A 19,130-nucleotide genomic window follows, 5' to 3' on the forward strand; every position below is an offset into this window, starting at 1 on the left:
TCGGCACGCCAGTGCTACTGCACGCCCACCAGCCGATACCCCACGCCCGTCTCGGTGACGATGTGCTCGGGCTGCGCCGGATCGCGCTCCAGTTTCTGCCGCAGATGCGCCATATAGATGCGCAGATAGTGGCTGCTCTCGACGTGCGAAGGCCCCCAGACCTCGCGCAGCAGTTGCCGGTGGGTCAGCACGCGGCCCGCGTCGCGCACGAAGGTCGCGAGCAGGCGGTACTCGATCGGCGTGAGGTGCACAGGCGCGCCGTCGCGCGTCACCTGGCGCAGGGCCAGGTCGACGGTCACCGCGCCGAAGCTCACCTGCGGCGCTTCGTTCGCGCCGCCCCGGTTGCGGCGGCGCAAATGCGCGCGAATGCGCGCGAGCAGCTCGGAGACGCCGAACGGCTTGGTGAGGTAATCGTCTGCGCCGGCGTCGAGCGCGGCAACCTTTTCGCTCTCCTGCGTGCGCGCCGACAACACGATCACCGGCAGGTCGCTCCAGCCGCGCAGCTCGCGGATCACGTCGAGCCCATCCGTGTCGGGCAGGCCCAGATCGACGATCACGAGGTCGGGCTTGCGCGTCGCCGCCTCGACGAGCCCCTGTTTGCCGGTCTCGGCGTCGTAGACGGCAATGCCCTCCCCCTCCAACGATGCGCGCACGAAGCGGCGGATCTGCTTTTCGTCTTCGATCAGGACAACGGCGAGGCTCGGATCACTCATGGGCGGGCTTGAGATCGGCGGGTTCATCGGTCGGCAACGGCGGCGGCGTCTGCACCGGCAGCGCAAACCAGAACGACGCGCCTTCGACGTGGCCATCGGCGGCCAGGCGGTTGGTTGCGCCGATTGTACCGTCGTGCGCCTCCACGATCGCGCGGCAGATCGCAAGCCCGAGGCCGATGCCGGGCTTCGCCGATTCCTTCTCGCCGCGCGTGAACTTCTCGAATACGCGCTCGCCCATGCCGTGCGGCAGGCCCTGACCCGCATCGTCGATGCTCACGCGCACGAACGGCTGACCGTTCTCTTCGATGCGGCGCGCGGAGATCGTGAGCGGCGTGTCGGGCGGCGTGTACTTCGCGGCGTTTTCCAGCAGGTTCGAGAAGAGCCGCTCCATGAGCACCGCGTCGAGCTGCAGCAAGGGCAAGCCCGCTTCGAGCTGCACCTGTACCGGGTGCCGCGCCAGCACGCGGCGGCACGCGGCCAGCGCCGCGCCCACGGTTTCCTCCAGCAGCGTCCACTGCCGGTTGAGCTTGAGGCTGCCCGCCTGCAGCCGGGCCATGTCGAGCAGATTCGTGACTATGCCGGTCATGCGCAGCGCCTCATCGTGGATCGCCTCGATGAGCTCACCGGAGCGTGCATTCCGTGCGTCGGCCGGCGTGCCAGCCGCATCGGACTCATGCGCCTGCGCGAGCATCGACGAAAAGCCAACGATGGCCGTGAGCGGCGTGCGCAGGTCGTGCGAGATCGCCGAGAGCAGCGAGTTGCGTAATCGTTCGGACTCCATGTTGACGAGCGCGTCGCGCGCGATCTCCACGTAGTGCACGCGTTCGAGCGCGAGCGCGATCTGCGCGGCGAACGCGTCGAGCATGCGCTGCTGCTCGGGCACCTGCATTTCGCGCGCGTCGCGCGTGACCACCGCAAGCACGCCGCGCGTGCGCATCGGCGCCTTGAGCGGCAGATAGAGCGCCGCCGCTGCGGGCAGCGTGTCGGTGCCGCGGCCGGCGGGCTTTTGCTGGTCGTAGACCCACTGGCCCACATCGATGTCGAGGCTCCCCGGTTCGAGCATGATCTGCGGATCGGGGTCCTCGATCTTCTGCTGGACCTTGTCGGCGCTGTCGGGCAGGAGTATCGCCACGCGCGCGCCGAACACCTCGCTCACATGGCGGCTGCCGATCGCCACGATCTGTTCCGTCGCGAGCGCGGCCGCCAGCTCGCGCGCCATCGCGTACATCGCGCCCGTGCGCTGCTCGCGCCGCTGCGCGACGCTCGCCTCGCGGCGCAGGCTCGAAGTGAGATGGCTGATGACGAGCGAGGTGAGCAGCATGCCCACGAAGGTCAGCAGGTACTGCGTGTCGCTCACCGAGAACGACAGGCGCGGCGGCACGAAGAAAAAATCGTAGGCGGCCACGCTCGCGAACGAGAGCAGCACGCCGGGGCCGCGCCCGAGCTTCGTCGCCGTGAAGATCACGCCGAGCAAATAGAGCATCACGAGATTGGCGAGCGCGATGCGGTCCATCACGGTGCTCGCGAGCACCGTGATGGACGCGCAGATCAGCAGCGCCGCCGCGTAGGCGCGCGGCGGCGAGCGATTCGCAGTGCCGCTCGCGATGGCCGCACGCCAGGCGTTGGCCGCGCGCCGCGGCCGACGCCTCACGCTGCGCGCCCGCGAGCCGGTCGTTATCGGCGGCGCTCGCGCGCACCAGGTCAAGTCAGCACCCTCGGCCTTTTCGGCGAGGCGCTCGCCGAACGGCCGGCGCAGCCAGCGCCACCACGATGCGCCGCTGCGCGCCGAAACGCCCGCCACGAGCTTCGAGACGTTGCGCAGCCGCGCATAGCCCGCGAGCGTAACGGCCGCGTCCTCGCCGGCGAGCGTGGCGGTTTCCGCGCCCAGCTCGGAGGCGAGCTTGAGGGCGCCGAGCGTACGCTGGCGCACCTCGTCGGGCAAGCGCTGAAGCCTGGGCGTCTCCACGTACACGGCGATCCAGTCGGCCTTCAGGCTCGCCGCGAGCCGCGCCGAGGCGCGCACCAGCGCGCTCGCCTCGGGGCCCGGGCCCACGCACACGAGCAGCCGCTCGCGCGCCTGCCAGACGTGCTGGATCGAGCGGTCGGCGCGATACTCGTGCATCTGCGCGTCGACGCGATCGGCCGTGCGGCGCAGCGCCAGTTCGCGCAGCGCGATCAGGTTGCCCTTGCGGAAGAAATTGCGCACCGCGCGCTCGGCCTGCGCGGGCATGTACACCTTGCCGTCGCGCATGCGGTCGAGCAGCTCCTCGGCGGGCAGGTCGACCAGCGTGACTTCGTCCGCGCCGTCGAACACGCGGTCGGGCACCGTCTCCCAGACGCGGATGCCGGTGATCTGCCCCACCACGTCGTTGAGGCTTTCGAGGTGCTGGACGTTGACAGTCGTGTAGACGTCGATGCCCGCGTCGAGCAGTTCGTAGACGTCCTGCCAGCGTTTCATGTGGCGCGCGCCCTGGACATTCGAATGCGCGAGCTCATCGACCAGCACGAGTTGCGGCTTGCGCCCGAGCGCCGCGTCCAGATCGAACTCCTCGAGCATGCGCCCGCGGTACGCGATGCGCTGGCGCGGCAATTCTTCGAGGCCGCTCGTGAGCGCGGCGGTCTCGCTGCGCCCATGGGTCTCGACGATGCCGACCACCACGTCCATGCCCTCCTCCTGGCGGCGGCGCGCGGCCTGGAGCATCGCGTAGGTCTTGCCGACGCCCGCCGACGCGCCAAAGAAAATCTTCAGCTTGCCGCGGCGGCGTTTTTCTTCGTCGCGCTGGAGCCGGTCGAGGAGTTCGTCGGGATCGGGGCGGTTCATGCGGGTTTCATGGGGGGATTCGCGGAAGATCGTCTCACCGCGGCACTGAATAAGCAAACAGCAGGCGCCGCATGCTGCCGAGGCGGCATGCGGCGCCCGGCTGCCATCAGCCTTCGGCGTCGCGTCATAGTTCAGCTCGCCGTCTTGCCGTCGAGCGCGAGGTTCAGTTCGAGCACGTTCACGCGCGGCTCGCCGAACACGCCGAACTGGCGTCCCCGGGTATAGCGATCCACGAGCGCCTGCACGTCGTTCGTGCTCAAGTGGCGCGCCCTGGCCACGCGTGGCACCTGGTACGCGGCGGCGGCCGGCGAGATCTCGGGATCGAGCCCGCTCGCCGACGAGGTCACGAGATCGGCGGGAACAGGTTGCGACCCGGGCTGCGAAACATCGGTGCCCGCGGCCTTGAGCGCCGCGATGCGGCCTTTGACTTCGTCGGCGAGCGCCGGGTTGGTCGGGCCGAGGTTCGAGCCGCCGGAACCGGCCGCGTTGTATGGATTCGGCGCCGTGGCCGAGAGACGGCCCCAGAAGTACTGGGGCGCATCGAACTGCTGGCCGATCAGCTTGCTGCCCACCACCTTGCCGTTCACCTCGACAAGACTGCCGTTCACCTGTCGATGAAACACCGCCTGGCCGAACGCGGTCATCACGGCCGGATACACGAGACCGGTGATCGCCGCGAGCACGGCGAAGATCACGATAAGAGGTCGAAACTGCGCTTTCATTCTGGATTCCTGTTCATCAGATAGCATCAGATAACGTGCGACTGTCAAACCCAGCCGAACGCGGTGAGCACCATGTCGATCAGCTTGATGCACGGGAACGGCAGGAGAATGCCGCCGAGGCCGTAGATCAGCAGATTGCGGCGCAGCAGCGTCGCGGCGCCGAGCGGCCGGTACTTCACGCCCTTGAGCGCGAGCGGAATCAGCATCACGATGATGAGCGCGTTGAAAGTCACCGCCGAGAGAATCGCCGACGACGGCGAGCTCAGATGCATGACGTCGAGCACGCGCAACTGCGGATAGGTCGTCGCGAACGCCGCCGGAATGATCGCGAAGTACTTGGCGACGTCGTTGGCGATCGAGAAGGTCGTGAGCGAGCCGCGCGTCATGAGCATCTGCTTGCCGATCTCGACGATCTCGATGAGCTTGGTCGGGTTCGAGTCGAGATCGACCATGTTGCCCGCTTCCTTCGCGGCCTGGGTGCCGGTGTTCATCGCCACCGCCACGTCGGCCTGCGCGAGCGCCGGCGCGTCGTTGGTGCCGTCGCCGGTCATCGCCACGAGCTTGCCTTGCGCCTGGTGCGCGCGGATCGTCGCGAGCTTGGTCTCGGGCGTCGCTTGTGCGAGGAAGTCGTCCACGCCCGCTTCGGCGGCGATCGCGGCGGCGGTCAGGCGGTTGTCGCCCGTCACCATCACGGTCTTGATGCCCATCTTGCGCAGTTCGGCGAAACGCTCCTTGATGCCGCCCTTCACCACGTCCTTCAACTCGATCACGCCGAGCACGCGCGCGACCTTGTCGTGCATCTCCGCCACCACCAGCGGCGTGCTGCCGCGGCGCGCGACGTCGTCCACTGCCGTGTTGACTTCCGTGGGAAAGCGGCCGCCCTGGCCTTCGACATAGTGCTTGATCGCATCGGCGGCGCCCTTGCGGATCTCGCGGGCATGCGTGCCGGGCGCCGTGCCCTCGGGCGACAGGTCCACGCCGCTCATGCGCGTCTGCGCGCTGAAGGCGAGGAACACCGCGTGCAGCCCGCCCATGTCGCGCTGGCGAATGTTGAAGCGCTGCTTCGCGAGCACCACGATGCTGCGGCCTTCGGGTGTTTCGTCGGCGAGCGAGGCGAGCTGTGCGGCGTCCGCGAGCGCTTCCTCGGTCACGCCGGGCGCGGGCACGAACGCCGACGCCTGGCGATTGCCGAGCGTGATCGTGCCGGTCTTGTCGAGCAGCAGCACGTCCACATCGCCGGCGGCTTCCACCGCGCGGCCCGACGTGGCGATCACGTTGGCCTGCATCATGCGGCTCATGCCCGCCACGCCGATCGCCGAAAGCAGCCCGCCGATGGTGGTCGGAATCAGGCACACGAGCAGCGCGACGAGCACCGTGATCGTCACCACGTGGCCCATCTTCGCTGCCTCGACCGAGAACATCGAGAACGGCAACAGCGTCGCGGTCGCGAGCAGCAGCACGATGGTCAGCGCAACCAGCAGAATCGTCAGCGCGATCTCGTTGGGCGTCTTCTGGCGCTTGGCGCCCTCGACCATCGCGATCATGCGGTCGAGAAATGCCTCGCCTGGGTTGGCCGTCACCCGCACGACGATCCAGTCCGAGAGCACGCGCGTGCCGCCCGTGACCGACGAAAAGTCGCCGCCCGATTCGCGGATCACCGGCGCCGATTCGCCCGTGATCGCCGATTCGTCCACCGAGGCCACGCCCTCGATCACCTCGCCGTCGGCGGGAATGGTGTCGCCGGTCTCGACCAGCACCACGTCGCCGCGCCGCAAATCGGACGCGGTCATGATGCGGATCGGCGCCTTCGGATGCGGCTCGTTGAGCTTCTTGGCCATCACGTCTTTCTTGGCCTGGCGCAGCGATGCGGCCTGCGCCTTCGAGCGCCCTTCGGCCAGCGCCTCCGCGAAGTTCGCGAACAGCACCGTGAACCACAGCCACAGCGCGATGACGAGAATGAAACCCGCGGGCGCCTCGGCCTGGCCCATGAGCGCGGCGACCCAGAGGATCGTCGTGAGCACGCTGCCCACGTAGACGCAGAACATCACCGGGTTGCGCAACTGGGTGCGCGGATTGAGTTTCCTGAACGAGTCCACGATGGCCGGGCGCACGAGCGCCGGATCGAACATGGACCGTGTTGCACTATGTTGTGTCATTTGATGATGTTCCCGTTCAATGCACGCCCATCATGATCAGATGCTCCACACCCGGGCCGAGCGCGAGCGCCGGCACATAGGTGAGCGCGCCCACCAGCAGCACAGTGCCGAGCAGCAGCACGACGAAGAGCGGTCCATGCGTGGGCAGCGTTCCGCCCGTCACGGCAATGCGCTTCTTGCCCGCGAGCGAGCCCGCGATGGCGAGCACCGGCACGATGGTGCCGAAGCGGCCGAACCACATCGCGATGCCGAGCAGCCAGTTGTAGAACGGCGTGTTGACAGAAAGCCCCGCGAACGCGCTGCCGTTGTTGTTGGCGGCGGAGCTGAACGCGTAGAGGATCTCGGAGAAGCCATGCGCGCCGGGGTTGGCGATGCCCGCCTTGCCCGCGTCGGCGAGCACGGCGATCGAGGTGCCGAGCAGCACCAGCATCGGCGTGAGCAGCACGACGATCGCCACCATCTTCATCTCGAACGACTCGATCTTCTTGCCCACGTACTCGGGCGTGCGCCCGATCATCAGACCCGCCACGAACACCGCCAGCAGCGCGAACACGAGCATGCCGTAGAGGCCCGAGCCCACCCCGCCGAAGATCACTTCGCCAAGCTGGATGAAGAGCATCGGCACGAGACCGCCGAGCGGCGTGAGCGAGTCGTGCATCGCGTTCACCGCGCCGCACGAAGCCGCCGTGGTCGCCACGACGAAGATGCCCGTCTGCGCAACGCCAAAGCGCGTTTCCTTGCCCTCCATGTTGCCGCCGGCTTGCAACGCGCTGGCGTGCTGATCGACGTTCAGCGACGCCAGCAGCGGATTGCCCGCCTGCTCCGCCGAAAGCTCGACGCCCACCGCGACGGCGAATGCAATTGTCATCACCGCGAGCACCGCGACGCCCTGCCTGCGGTCGCCCACGACATTGCCGAACACGAGACACAGCGCCGCCGGAATGATCAGGATCGCCAACGTTTCGACGACGCTCGAGAACGGCGTGGAATTCTCGTACGGATGCGCCGAGTTCGCGTTGAAGAAGCCGCCGCCGTTGGTGCCGAGCATTTTGATCGCGACCTGCGAGGCGACCGGACCCATGGCGAGCGTCTGCGAAGTGACTTTCGTGTCGACGGTGACGGGATGGCCCTGCGCGTCCTTGACCGGATTGCCCTGCGCATCGACTTTGGGCGCGGCGTAGGTGGTGGTCTGGAGCGTGGGCACCGCCTGATACGGCTTGAAGTTCTGGATCACGCCCTGGCTCATCAGTAGCGCCGCGATGATCGCCGCCATCGGCACGAGGATGTAAAGCGTCGTGCGCGTGAGGTCCACCCAGAAGTTGCCGATGGTTTGCGCCGAGTGGCGCGCAAAGCCGCGAATCAGCGCGATCACCACGACGATGCCGGTGGCCGCCGAAAGGAAGTTCTGCACCGTCAAGCCGAGCATCTGCGTGAGGTAGCTCACGGTCTGCTCGGGCGTGTAGTCCTGCCAGTTCGTGTTGGTCACGAAGCTCACGGCGGTGTTGAACGCGCCGTCCGGCGTCATCGCGCCGAAGCCTTGAGGATTGCCTGGCAGCCGACCTTGCACGCGCAGCAGCACATAAAGAAGGCCCACGCCCAGCACGTTGAACGAGATGGTGGCGAGCGCATAGCGCTTCCAGTTCATCTCGGCGCTCGGGTCGACGCCGGCGATGCGGTAAAGCAGATTCTCGAGCGGCGCGAAGCAACGCACGACACGCGAGCGCCCGTCGAGCACGCGCGTGATATAGCCCGCGACCGGCACCGCAAGCGCCAGCAGGACGACGATGAAAATCCCCGCTTGCAACAAATTGTCGGTGTTCATTCGATATCCTCCGCGCGCAGCAGCGCATGGACGAGATAAACGAACAGCAACAGCGTCGCCGCCCCCGATAGCCAGAAGATCCAGGTCATGAGCGCGCCCCCGTTTCGCCCCGATCCGCGCGGCGGTACTGCATAAGCTTCCCGCAGCCGGCGATCAACGCGTAAGTGAGCGCGGCGAAGACCGCCAGCCCCCCGATATACAGCACATCCATTGTCGTGTTCTCCATTCGCGGATGACGGATGGCGGTAAGGTACGGTGTATCGCGTTAAATCCGGATCAAAGGTTTTGGTGCGCGTATAAAAATCGCGTAAACGCGGACGGGCGCCGTGGATGGCGCCATCCAAGGCTCATGAGGCAAACGGAGCGGCAAGAGAGGTAAAAAGAAAGGCCCTCCGGCTAGTCGACGCTACCCGGCTGGCGACCGAGCGAGGCCGCACGCAGGGCTTCGCCGGGCTCGGTGAAGATGCGTTCACGCAACTGTGCAATCGATGCATCGCGCGCCGCGCCGGCAGCCTGGGCCGCCTCGATCTGCATGCGCTGAGATGCGTACTCGGCATATTTTGCCCGCCACGCGTCGTCGTCCTGCTGCATCCGCGCCACGCGCCCCGCCGCTTGGGCGCCGAGCACGGAGGTCAGTTCCGAGCGCATCTGGTCCGGCGATGCATGGGCGTCCTGCAAGGTGGAAATCTGGTCGAGCACCGCGTCTTGCGCCCTGGCCTGCTCGCGCAGCGCGCGCTCGGCAGCCGGCAACTGTTGATCCAGCGCCGCAAGGCGCGCCCGCTTTTCGGCTTCCGGGAGCGCGCCATCGAGACCGATGGCGAGGCGCTCGACTTCGTAACGCTGCAACGCGAACTGCGCGCCGAAAAATGGCTCGCTCCATTCACCGAGTTCGCGGCTCGCGAGCGCCGCGCGCTGCGCGAGCGTATTGCGCAACGCATCGATGTCGATCCGGGTGGCGCTGGCGGCCGCGCCGGCAGCCGGCTCCGGCAGTTGCGCGAGCGCGGCCCGCCAGGCCTGATAGCGCTGCCAGACGACGAGCCTCGGCTTGGGCCGGCGTACCTTCGAGCTGCGCGGCAATCTCGCGCGCAACGAAGGCGTCGAGCCCGGCCGCGCCCAGATCGGTTTGCGCGCTCACGCAGTAATCGAAGAAGAGGCGCACCTGCGGGTCGCGCGCGAGATAGCCACGGCCATCGGTCGGCAAGCGCGGCGCACTCGCGCCGGCAGCGCGGCCGGCAGCCGATCGGGCCCGGCCCGCGGCACCGCCTCGGAGCGCGCGAGGCCGGCGGCGGTGCGCTCGGCACCGGCCGCCACGCGGTGAGCGCCCCGCCATCGTCACGCTCCACGCGGTTCGCGCCGGTCAATGCAACCCAAGCGGCCACGGCCGCCGCCACCGCAATCGCGGCAACCGCCACGACGCCCCGCCTGCTGCGTCTTGCCCGCGCCATCACTCAGACGCCCTGCAACTTCAAACGGTTGGCGTGCGTACGAATCACGGCGACGGGGTCTTCGGCGTAGGCGCCGCGAATGCCGAACAACTGGTTGATCTCGTCCACGTGATTCCACTTGTAGTTCACGCCAATCACCTGGCCGTACAACGAACTGCACGTCGACACGAGGCCGTCATTCACACCCGAGTTCCGCCCGAGCATCACGGTGCCGGTCAGGAGCAGCGCAGGTGTCGTCATGTCGAGGCCGACGGCCGGATCGATCAGCGGCAGCACGCTCGCGTCCTTCACGACGACCATGCTGCCGAGACGCGCCTGCTGCTGGATGGCCGAGCCCGACCACGAGTACAGTAGGTGCTTGTGGCCGCCAACCGTCTCGCTCGCCGCACCGGTCCGGCACGAACCGGGCGCGCCAAGGCCGGCACTCGGGAAGCGCTGGTTGAAGTGCGCGGCCGAGTCGGTTCTGAGGGTGCGCAGCGCGAGCAGCGCATCCTGGTTCGTGATGTGCGCGCTGTTCGAAAGCACGCCGTACATGTTGAGGAATGCGGCCACGGCCTCCGACGACTTGCCGCTGGGATCGCGGTTCAACTGGTCGACGGCGAAGTCGGCGAACTCGCTGCCGCGATGCGGCGTGCCGATGGTCGTCACGGAGGCGACGAGTTGCGGCGCCACCGCGGCGACGTAACGCGACGTGAGACCGCCCTGGCTATGGCCGATGAGGTTGACCTTCTGCGCGCCGGTCGCGGCGAGCACACGCTTGACGTAGGCGAGGAGCTGCTCGCCACGGCCATTGGGTCCGTCGTCGGCCTGGAAGCTCGACACGTTCGCCGTGTAGACCTGCGCACCGTGGCTTTGCAGATCCGACGCGATGCCATACCAATAGTCGATCATGCCGAAGATCTTGTCGGTGCCGGTCAGGCCGTGCACGAGGATGATCGGATACCTGGTTGCCGCATATTGGTCGACGGCGGGCGCGGCGGCGGCAGGCCTTGGCTGAGAAAGGAACAGAGCGGCGCAGAGCGTGAGCGCGCCCGCCGCGGTACAGAATCTGGTTGAACGTATCATGCTGGATCCCCTTGCCCATGGTCGTATCCGGCGCAGGCCGGCCTCGCAGGATAATCAGGAGCACGGAATGATCCAATTTCAGTCTTGTCAATAACTGATATAAGTCAGCGCCGGAACATGGAAAGCCGTCGGCCCGTTCGAACGGGGCGGAGCCGGCAGCCCCGCCCCATCGGGCATCGTCTATCGCTCAGGGCAGTAAAACGGTCGAGCCGGTCGTGCGGCGCGCCTCGAGATCGGCATGAGCCTGGCCCACGTCCTGCAGCGCATAGCGCTGATTGATCGAGGTCTTGACCTTGCCCGAGGCGACCACCTCGAACAACTCGGCGCTCATCGCCTCATAATCGGCGCGCTTCGCGATGTAGGTGAAGAGCGTCGGGCGCGTGAAGAAGAGCGAGCCGCGCCCTGCGAACTCCGACGAGTCGATGGGCGGCAGCGGCCCCGACGCATTGCCGAAGCTCACGAACAGGCCGAGCGGCGCAAGGCAGTCCAGCGACTTCGTGTACGTATCCTTGCCGATCGAGTCGTACACCACGGGCACACCCGCGCCGTTCGTGATCTCGCGCACGCGCTTGTGGAAGTCCTCGCGCGTATAGACGATCGCATGATCGCAGCCGTGCGCCTTCGCGATGGCGGCCTTCTCGTCCGAGCCCACCGTGCCGATCACGGTCGCGCCGAGCGCCTTGGCCCACTGGCACACGATGAGACCCACGCCGCCTGCGGCGGCCTGGATCAGGATCGTGTCGCCGGCCTTCACGCGGTACGTGCGGCGCAGCAGATATTGCGCGGTCAGGCCTTGCAGCATGATGGAGGCGGCCTGCTCGTCGCTGATCGCATCGGGCAGCCGGATCACCTGGTCCGCGCGCAGCACGCGCTCCTGCGCATACGCGCCCGGCGGACGCCCGACATACGCCACGCGATCGCCCGGCTTCACGAGCGTGACGCCCGGGCCCACCGCCACGACTTCGCCCGCGGCCTCCATGCCGAGCCCGGCGGGCAGCGGCTGCGGATAGAGCCCGGTGCGAAAGTACACGTCGATGTAATTGAGTCCGCAGGCGCGCTGCTTCACGCGGATTTCGCCCTCGCCCGGCGCGCCCACCTCGACGTCCACCCACTTCATCACTTCGGGGCCGCCGGTCTTCTCGTAACGGATTGCCTTGGTCATGCTGCCTCCTTCGTCCTGTGAATGATGGTCGTTCTGCAAACCGGGCGACGCGGCGCTCAGATCTCGTCTTTCAGACGCAGCGTGAGCACGTCGAGGATCATGCGCGCCGTCGAGATGTTGGTCGCGCACGGCACGTCATGCACGTCGCAGGCACGCACGAGTGCGTTGATGTCGGGCTCGTGCGGCTGCGGAGTCATGGGATCGCGCAGGAAGATCACCACGTCGACATTGCCCTCGGCGAGTTGCGCGCCGATCTGCAGGTCGCCGCCGTGCGGGCCCGAAAGCATGCGCTCGACGTTCAGGCCGTGTGCTGCCGCAATGCGCCCGCCCGTCGTGCCGGTCGCGAGCAGTTCGCAGCGGCGCAGCGTGTCGACGTACTCGCCGCTGAGCTTGACGATGTCGTCCTTCTTGTGATCGTGCGCGATCAGCGCGACGCGGGTAGGCATGGCCTTCTTCCTTGTATTTCGATGAGTTTGAGTGTGTCGCGCGCGTGGCCGCGCGCGACACAGAACGTACCGGATCAGAACGTTCCTGGATACGCGCCGCCGTCGATCAGCCAGTTTTGTCCCGTGATATAGCCCGCATGGACGCTGCACAGGAACGCACAGGCGCGGCCGAATTCCTCGGGCATGCCGAAGCGGCCTGCCGGAATCGCTTTCACGCGGCGCGCGCGCACTTCGTCGAGCGACAGATTGCTCGCCTTCGATTGCGCGACGATGGTGGCCTGGATGCGGTCGGTGTCGAACGAGCCCGGCAGCAGATTGTTGATCGTCACGCCCGTCGCCGCGACCTGGCGCGCGACGCCCGCAACGAAGCCCGTGAGGCCCGAGCGTGCGCCGTTCGAGAGGCCGAGCACATCGATGGGCGCCTTCACCGAGGAACTCGTGATGTTGACGATGCGCCCGAAGCCGCGCTGGCTCATGGCGTCGATAGTGGCCTGGATCAGCGCGATCGGCGTCAGCATGTTCGCTTCGAGCGCGGCGAGCCAGGCTTCGTGCGTGTAGGTGCGAAAGTCGCCCGGCGGCGGGCCGCCCGCATTGTTCACGAGAATGTCCGGCGCCGGGCAGGCGGCCAGCGCGGCGGCGCGCCCGGCCTCGGTGGTGATGTCGCAGGCCACGGCCTTGACCTCGACGCCGGTCGTCGCGCGAATCCGCGCAGCGGTTTCCTCGAGCGTTTGCGCCGTGCGCGCGACGATCGTCACGTTCACGCCCTCGGCCGCGAGCGCCTCGGCGCAGCCGCGCCCCAGTCCCTTGCTTGCGGCGCACACCAGCGCGCTGCGTCCTGCGATACCCATGTCCATCTTTACGGTCCTTGTGGTTGGCGTGACGAATCGGTGACGGCGGGGATTGCGAGGCCACCGCGCGCCACTGCGCCATTGCGGCGGCCGGCGCACCCAATTTTGCGATTCTAGAAGAATCGCGCGGCGCGTGGGACGCCGCGAGCCGCGAGCCGCGGGTCGCGGCTCGCGGGTCGCGGGTCGCGGGTCGCGGGTCGCGGGTCGCGCAGCGTGGCCCCGGCGCGCCCCCAGCACGGCACCAATCGCGCTCCGTTCCTGCCCGGTTCTCGTATACTTGCGCCTGTAGCGCGGCCCAGCGCTCGCGCGAGCCCCGCCGAACCCAGGCAGCCGGCAGCGCCGCGGCCGACACCCCCACACCCCTTGCAGCCTCGTGCGCCCCGCCATGAAACAGGACAGCCGCTTTCCGAATCTCTTCATCCTCGATCACCCGCTGATCCAGCACAAGCTCAGCCACATGCGCGACAGGGACACGTCCACTCGCACGTTCCGCGAGCTGCTGCGCGAGATCACGCTGCTGATGGGCTACGAAATCACGCGCGAGCTGCCGGTCACCACCCGCCGCGTGCAAACGCCGCTCGTCGAGATCGACGCGCCGGTGATCGCCGGCAAGAAGCTCGCGATCGTGCCGGTGCTGCGCGCGGGCGTGGGCATGTCCGACGGGCTGCTCGAGCTGATCCCGTCGGCGCGCGTGGGCCATATCGGCGTCTATCGCGCCGACGACCACCGCCCGGTCGAGTACCTCGTGCGCCTGCCCGACCTCGAGGACCGCACCTTCATCCTGTGCGATCCGATGGTCGCGACCGGCTACTCGGCGGTGCACGCAATCGACGTGCTCAAGCGCCGCGGCGTGCCGGGCGTGCGCATTCGCTTCCTCGCGCTGGTGGCCGCGCCCGAAGGCGTCGAAGTGTTTCAGCAGGCGCATCCGGACGTGCGGCTCTACGTGGCCTCGCTCGACACGCACCTGAACGAGCACGCCTATATCGTCCCGGGTCTCGGCGACGCCGGCGACCGCCTGTTCGGCACCAAGAACTGATGCCGCTGGGGGGCAGCGCCCTCGCCGCCCCGTTTCGGGCCTGCGTCGATCCCTCTTCGGGCCCGTTTCGCCCCCATCCAGGCCTGCGTCGATCCCCCTTCGGGCCCGCGTTGGCCCTGCTTCGCCGCCGTTCGCGCGCGCGAAATCCCCGCTCTGGCGCATCCAGGCCGTCGAGGGGTGCGGCCGAGCGAGCCCGGCGTGATAAAATTCAGGTCTGCCCGACCGGGTCTGGCCCGACCGGGTCTGCCTGACTGTCCCCAAAAGTCCCCAGGACTTCGCGAAACGCGCCCCAATGCGCCTGACGCGCCCCCGGCGCGCGTCCCGCACAAAGCGCCACCGGCAAGCCCGGCCGCACGCGCGAGCGCCCGCCGCGCGACGAGTGAGCGACGTGCGACCGGCTGCGGGCGACCGGCATCGGGCAGACAGACACTCACGGATGGACACACCGGCAGGCAAGCATGGGCCGCGCACGCATGAGCGCACCACGCCGGCCCCGGCATCGTATTGAAAACTGCGGTAACGACAACTGCACCATGCACGCGTGAAGCGTGCGACGGAGAAAGGTATGGCGGGTCATTCGAAATGGGCCAACATCAAGCACAAGAAGGCGGCTGCTGACGCGAAGCGCGGCAAGGTCTGGACGCGGCTCATCAAGGAAATCCAGGTCGCGGCGCGCATGGGCGGAGGCGAGATCGACTCGAACCCGCGCCTGCGCCTGGCCGTGGACAAGGCCTATGACGCCAACATGCCCAAGGACAACATCAACCGCGCGATCCAGCGCGGCGTGGGCGGCGTCGACGGCGCGAATTACGAGGAAATCCGCTACGAAGGCTACGGCATCGGCGGCGCGGCGGTGATCGTCGACACCATGACCGACAACCGCACCCGCACCGTCGCGGAAGTGCGCCACGCGTTCTCGAAGTTCGGCGGCAACATGGGCACGGACGGCTCGGTGTCGTTCATGTTCGATCACGTCGGCCAGTTCCTGTTCGCGCCGGGCACGCCCGAAGACAAGCTGTTGGACGCCGCGCTCGAAGCGGGCGCCGACGACGTCGTCACGAACGACGACGGCAGCATCGAGGTGATCTGCCCGCCCAACGACTTCCAGAAAGTGAAGGACGCGCTCGAAGGCGCGGGCTTCAAGGCCGAAATGGCCGAAGTCACGATGAAGCCGCAAACGGAAGTCGAATTCACGGGCGACGACGCGGTGAAGATGCAAAAGCTGCTCGACGCGCTCGAAAACCTGGACGATGTCCAGGAGGTGTATACCAACGCGTCGATCGACGAGGAATAAGCGGCTCGCGCCGGGCGGGCGCCGCGGCTGACCGGCCGCGCCACGCTCGGGCGCACTTGAGTCGCGGGTCTGCGATTCGCCGCACGGCGCGTGGCCGCCCGGCGCTTCGCCGCACCGACGCTTTCACGGCCGGCGCATTGACGCGCCGGCCGCAACTGTTTCTGGTTCTGGTCTTTCGGGGATTTACATGAAGTTACTCGTCGTCGGTTCTGGCGGCCGCGAACATGCGCTGGCGTGGAAGCTTGCGCAGTCGCCGCGCGTCCAGCTCGTCTACGTCGCACCGGGCAACGGCGGCACCGCGCAGGACGAGCGGCTCGCCAACGTCGACATCACGGACATCAACGAGCTCGCCGATTTCGCCGAGCGCGAACAGGTCGCCCTCACCGTGGTCGGGCCGGAAGCGCCGCTCGCGGCCGGCATCGTCAACGTGTTCCGCCAGCGCGGCCTGAAGGTGTTCGGCCCCACGAAGGAGGCCGCGCAGCTCGAAAGCTCGAAGGACTTCGCCAAGGCGTTCATGAAGCGCCACCACATCCCCACGGCCGCCTACGAGACCTTCTCGGACGCCACGGCCGCGCACGCCTACGTCGAGAAAAACGGCGCGCCCATCGTGATCAAGGCCGATGGCCTCGCCGCGGGCAAGGGCGTGGTGGTGGCGATGTCGCTGGAAGAAGCGCATCAGGCCATCGACATGATGCTCGCCGACAACAAGCTCGGCGACGCCGGCGCGCGCGTGGTGATCGAGGAATTCCTCGCAGGCGAGGAAGCGAGCTTCATCGTCATGGTGGACGGCAAGCACGTGCTCGCGCTCGCTTCGAGCCAGGACCACAAGCGCCTGCAAGACGGCGACCAGGGCCCGAACACGGGCGGCATGGGCGCCTACTCGCCCGCGCCCATCGTCACGCCGCAGCTGCACGCGCGCGTGATGCGCGAAATCATTCTGCCGACCGTGGCGGGCATGGAGAAGGAGGGCATCCGCTATACGGGCTTCCTCTACGCGGGCCTGATGATCGACGCGCAGGGCAACCCGAAGACGCTCGAATTCAACTGCCGCATGGGCGACCCGGAAACGCAGCCGATCATGGCGCGCCTGAAGGGCGACTTCTCGAAGGTCGTGGAGCACGCGATTGCGGGCACGCTCGACCAGGTCGAGCTCGAATGGGACCGCCGCACCGCACTCGGCGTCGTGCTGGCCGCGCACAATTACCCGGACACGCCGCGCAAGGGCGACCGCATCAACGACATCCCCGCCGAGACCGATGCTTCGGTTACGTTCCATGCGGGCACGCAGTTCGTGGACGGCAAGCTCGTGACCTCGGGCGGACGTGTGCTGTGCGTGGTGGGCCTCGCCGATTCCGTGCGCAGCGCGCAGAAGGTGGCTTACGAAACGGTGAACCGCATTTCGTTTGACGGCATGCAGTATCGCCACGACATCGGCTATCGCGCCGCTGGACGCAAGCAGTAAGGTGCCAGGCGCAGGCACGGCGCTCGAGCGCGGCCCGGCCTGATTTCGGCCAGGCTGCGCGGCGGGCGCCTCACCGCATGGCGAACTGCCTGAAGCCAGCGCACGCTGGCCGGCGACAGCGGGCGAACCTGCCGTTGCCCGCCACGCAGGCAAGACGAACGCTGTAGCGCCGGCCCGCCCCCGAGCAGCACGGTAAGCGGCACAACAAGCAGTGCAACAAGCGGCCGCCGCATGGGCGGCATAACCGCGAAGCCGCGCCGAACGGCGTAAGCTTGCCGCTAGCGGCCGCGCCGCGCGACCCGCACCCCGATTCCGAACCCAATCCTGGCGCAGTGCCGGCCCCGCCGCCTCGCCCGCCCACCGATGACCGAACCGACTCAAAACGGCTCTAGCCCCGTTACGCCCGCAGGCGCAACCGCAGGCGCAACCCACGATAGCGCCGCCGTACGCGCCTGGCTCTCGGGCCTGCAGACGCAGATCGCCGACACGCTCGGTGCGTTCGACGGCACGCCCTTCGCCACCGACGCATGGCAGCGCGAGCCCGGCGAGAAGCTGCGCGGCGGCGGCTGCACGCGCATTCTCGAAGGCGGCCAGTTCTTCGAGCGCGGCGGCATCGGTTTTTCCGACGTCGCGGGCGACGCCCTGCCGCCCTCGGCCACGGCCGCGCGCCCCGAGCTCAATGGGCGCGGCTTCGAGGCGATGGGCGTTTCGCTCGTGCTGCATCCGCGCAATCCGTACTGCCCGACCGTGCACATGAACGTGCGCATGCTGCTCGCCACCAAAGCCGGCGAGGCGCCGGTGTTCTGGTTCGGCGGCGGCATGGATCTCACGCCCTATTACGGCTTCGAGGAAGACGCGCAGCATTTCCACCGCGTCTGCCGCGACGCGCTCGCGCCCTACGGCGCGGATCTCTACCCGCGCTTCAAGCGCTGGTGCGATGAATATTTCTTCCTCAAGCACCGCAACGAGGCGCGCGGCGTGGGCGGCATCTTCTTCGACGATTACGCCGAAGGCGGCTTCGACCAGGCATTCGCGATGCTGCGCAGCGTGGGCGAAGGCTTCCTGAAGGCGTATCTGCCGATTATCGAAAAGCGCCGCGCCACGCCTTATGGCGAAGCCGAACGCGAATTCCAGGCGTACCGGCGCGGCCGCTACGTCGAGTTCAATCTGGTCTGGGATCGCGGCACGCACTTCGGGCTGCAAAGCGGCGGGCGCAGCGAGTCGATCCTCATGTCGATGCCGCCCTCCGCGAACTGGCGCTACGACTGGCAGCCGCAGCCGGGCACGCCCGAAGCGCGCCTGTACACCGACTTCCTGCCGGTGCGCGACTGGATCTGACGCCGTGACGCAACACCTGTCCGCCACCGCGAGTGCGCCAGCCGGCGCCCCCCCTGCGGCGCTCGCGCGCCGCGTGGGCCTGCTCGGCGGCACCTTCGATCCGATACACGAGGGCCATCTCGCGCTCGCGCGCCATTTCGCGCGCGTGCTCGGCCTGACCGAACTGATCCTGCTGCCCGCCGGCCAGCCCTGGCAGAAGCCCGAAGTGAGCGCCGCCGTTCATCGCCTTGCGATGACGCGCGCGGCGGCGGCCTCGCTCGTGCTGCCGGGCGTCACGGTCAGCGTGAGCACCGACGAGATCGAGCACGACGGCCCCACCTATACGGTGGAGACGCTGCGCCGCTGGCGCGCACGCAGCGAAAGCAACGCACAGGCGGCGCTCACGCTGCTGATGGGCGCCGATCAACTGCTGCACCTCGATTCGTGGCATGCGTGGCGCGAGCTGTTCGCGCTCGCGCATCTGGGCGTGGCGAGCCGGCCAGGCTTCAATTTCGCGGCGCTGCCAGACGCCGTGTCGGCGGAAGTGGCCGCGCGGCGCGCCAGCGCCGCCACGCTCGCGGCCACGCGCTGCGGGCATCTGCTGATCGACGCCACGCTCGCGTTCGACATTTCGGCCACCGAAATCCGGCGCGAACTGGGCGCGCGCGTGGCGGCGCAGACAACCCGGGCGGTACAGGCCGGGGCGCCCGCACACTCGCCCTCGACGACTGAACCACGCGGTGGCCGCGCCGCCGACAAGGTCCCCGCAGCAGTGTGGGACTACATCCTTCAACATCATTTGTACAGGCATCACGGGTAAA

The 19,130-nt window shown here is 67.9% G+C and carries 18 protein-coding genes; 6 read left to right on the forward strand and 12 right to left on the reverse strand.

Features of this window, described 5'->3' with window-relative positions; all coding sequences use genetic code 11:
- Positions 1–14: 14 nt before the first annotated feature.
- The 8 genes from kdpE to PWP93_RS08405 form a co-directional block, all read right to left on the reverse strand.
- Entirely contained in the window at positions 15–713 is a 699-nt protein-coding gene (kdpE, locus tag PWP93_RS08370; RefSeq protein ID WP_421044113.1) for a two-component system response regulator KdpE, read from the reverse strand.
- Positions 706–3,534: a DUF4118 domain-containing protein gene (locus PWP93_RS08375; protein WP_421044114.1), complete on the reverse strand. Its 2,829-nt coding sequence runs from the start codon at positions 3,532–3,534 to the stop codon at positions 706–708. The genes kdpE and PWP93_RS08375 overlap by 8 nt, the downstream gene beginning before the upstream one ends.
- A 131-nt stretch (positions 3,535–3,665) precedes the next feature.
- Positions 3,666–4,256 (reverse strand): potassium-transporting ATPase subunit KdpC, encoded by a 591-nt coding sequence (kdpC, locus tag PWP93_RS08380; protein ID WP_421044115.1) that lies wholly within the window; start codon positions 4,254–4,256, stop codon positions 3,666–3,668.
- 44 nt (positions 4,257–4,300) lie between these two features.
- Positions 4,301–6,412 carry a potassium-transporting ATPase subunit KdpB gene (kdpB, locus tag PWP93_RS08385; protein ID WP_421044116.1) on the reverse strand — a complete coding sequence of 704 codons (2,112 nt, stop codon included), beginning with the start codon at positions 6,410–6,412 and terminating at the stop codon, positions 4,301–4,303.
- Between the two features lie 16 nt (positions 6,413–6,428).
- Positions 6,429–8,234 (reverse strand): potassium-transporting ATPase subunit KdpA, encoded by a 1,806-nt coding sequence (gene kdpA, locus PWP93_RS08390; protein ID WP_421044117.1) that lies wholly within the window; start codon positions 8,232–8,234, stop codon positions 6,429–6,431.
- Complete coding sequence (gene kdpF, locus PWP93_RS08395) at positions 8,231–8,323, reverse strand: K(+)-transporting ATPase subunit F (RefSeq protein ID WP_027819619.1); 93 nt, start codon at positions 8,321–8,323, stop codon at positions 8,231–8,233. The genes kdpA and kdpF overlap by 4 nt, the downstream gene beginning before the upstream one ends.
- A complete protein-coding gene (locus PWP93_RS08400) occupies positions 8,320–8,445 on the reverse strand; it encodes a potassium ABC transporter ATPase (RefSeq protein WP_421044118.1) in 126 nt (41 codons plus the stop codon). The genes kdpF and PWP93_RS08400 overlap by 4 nt, the downstream gene beginning before the upstream one ends.
- A 185-nt stretch (positions 8,446–8,630) precedes the next feature.
- On the reverse strand, positions 8,631–9,311 hold the full coding sequence (locus tag PWP93_RS08405) for a lipase secretion chaperone (RefSeq protein ID WP_421044119.1): 681 nt from the start codon (positions 9,309–9,311) through the stop codon (positions 8,631–8,633).
- Between PWP93_RS08405 and PWP93_RS08410 the strand changes: the two genes are divergently transcribed.
- Positions 9,280–9,552: a hypothetical protein gene (locus tag PWP93_RS08410; RefSeq protein ID WP_421044120.1), complete on the forward strand. Its 273-nt coding sequence runs from the start codon at positions 9,280–9,282 to the stop codon at positions 9,550–9,552. The genes PWP93_RS08405 and PWP93_RS08410 overlap by 32 nt on opposite strands.
- A gap of 130 nt (positions 9,553–9,682) precedes the next feature.
- Here the strand turns inward: PWP93_RS08410 and PWP93_RS08415 are convergent, their stop codons facing one another.
- The 4 genes from PWP93_RS08415 to PWP93_RS08430 all read right to left on the reverse strand — a co-directional run bounded on the left by PWP93_RS08415 (position 9,683) and on the right by PWP93_RS08430 (position 13,206).
- Positions 9,683–10,744 carry an esterase/lipase family protein gene (locus PWP93_RS08415; RefSeq protein ID WP_421044121.1) on the reverse strand — a complete coding sequence of 354 codons (1,062 nt, stop codon included), beginning with the start codon at positions 10,742–10,744 and terminating at the stop codon, positions 9,683–9,685.
- A gap of 187 nt (positions 10,745–10,931) precedes the next feature.
- Positions 10,932–11,906: a quinone oxidoreductase family protein gene (locus PWP93_RS08420; RefSeq protein WP_421023518.1), complete on the reverse strand. Its 975-nt coding sequence runs from the start codon at positions 11,904–11,906 to the stop codon at positions 10,932–10,934.
- Between the two features lie 56 nt (positions 11,907–11,962).
- Positions 11,963–12,352 carry a methylglyoxal synthase gene (locus tag PWP93_RS08425; RefSeq protein WP_421023517.1) on the reverse strand — a complete coding sequence of 130 codons (390 nt, stop codon included), beginning with the start codon at positions 12,350–12,352 and terminating at the stop codon, positions 11,963–11,965.
- 74 nt (positions 12,353–12,426) lie between these two features.
- Complete coding sequence (locus PWP93_RS08430) at positions 12,427–13,206, reverse strand: SDR family oxidoreductase (protein WP_421044122.1); 780 nt, start codon at positions 13,204–13,206, stop codon at positions 12,427–12,429.
- 379 nt (positions 13,207–13,585) lie between these two features.
- On the opposite strand from PWP93_RS08430, the gene upp reads away from it, so the two are divergent.
- From upp to PWP93_RS08455, 5 genes are all read left to right on the forward strand, one after another.
- Positions 13,586–14,236 carry a uracil phosphoribosyltransferase gene (gene upp / locus PWP93_RS08435; RefSeq protein WP_421044123.1) on the forward strand — a complete coding sequence of 217 codons (651 nt, stop codon included), beginning with the start codon at positions 13,586–13,588 and terminating at the stop codon, positions 14,234–14,236.
- 565 nt (positions 14,237–14,801) lie between these two features.
- A complete protein-coding gene (locus tag PWP93_RS08440) occupies positions 14,802–15,530 on the forward strand; it encodes a YebC/PmpR family DNA-binding transcriptional regulator (RefSeq protein WP_421044124.1) in 729 nt (242 codons plus the stop codon).
- Positions 15,531–15,717: 187 nt separating this feature from the next.
- Positions 15,718–16,992 carry a phosphoribosylamine--glycine ligase gene (purD, locus tag PWP93_RS08445; RefSeq protein ID WP_421023513.1) on the forward strand — a complete coding sequence of 425 codons (1,275 nt, stop codon included), beginning with the start codon at positions 15,718–15,720 and terminating at the stop codon, positions 16,990–16,992.
- 363 nt (positions 16,993–17,355) lie between these two features.
- Positions 17,356–18,330, forward strand: a complete 975-nt coding sequence (gene hemF / locus PWP93_RS08450; RefSeq protein WP_421044125.1) for an oxygen-dependent coproporphyrinogen oxidase — start codon at positions 17,356–17,358, stop codon at positions 18,328–18,330.
- Between the two features lie 4 nt (positions 18,331–18,334).
- On the forward strand, positions 18,335–19,129 hold the full coding sequence (locus PWP93_RS08455) for a nicotinate-nucleotide adenylyltransferase (protein ID WP_421044126.1): 795 nt from the start codon (positions 18,335–18,337) through the stop codon (positions 19,127–19,129).
- The last annotated feature ends 1 nt before the right edge of the window (position 19,130 follow it).

The organism is Paraburkholderia sp. A1RI-2L (assembly GCF_048957375.1).
Classification (GTDB): Bacteria; Pseudomonadota; Gammaproteobacteria; order Burkholderiales; family Burkholderiaceae; genus Paraburkholderia.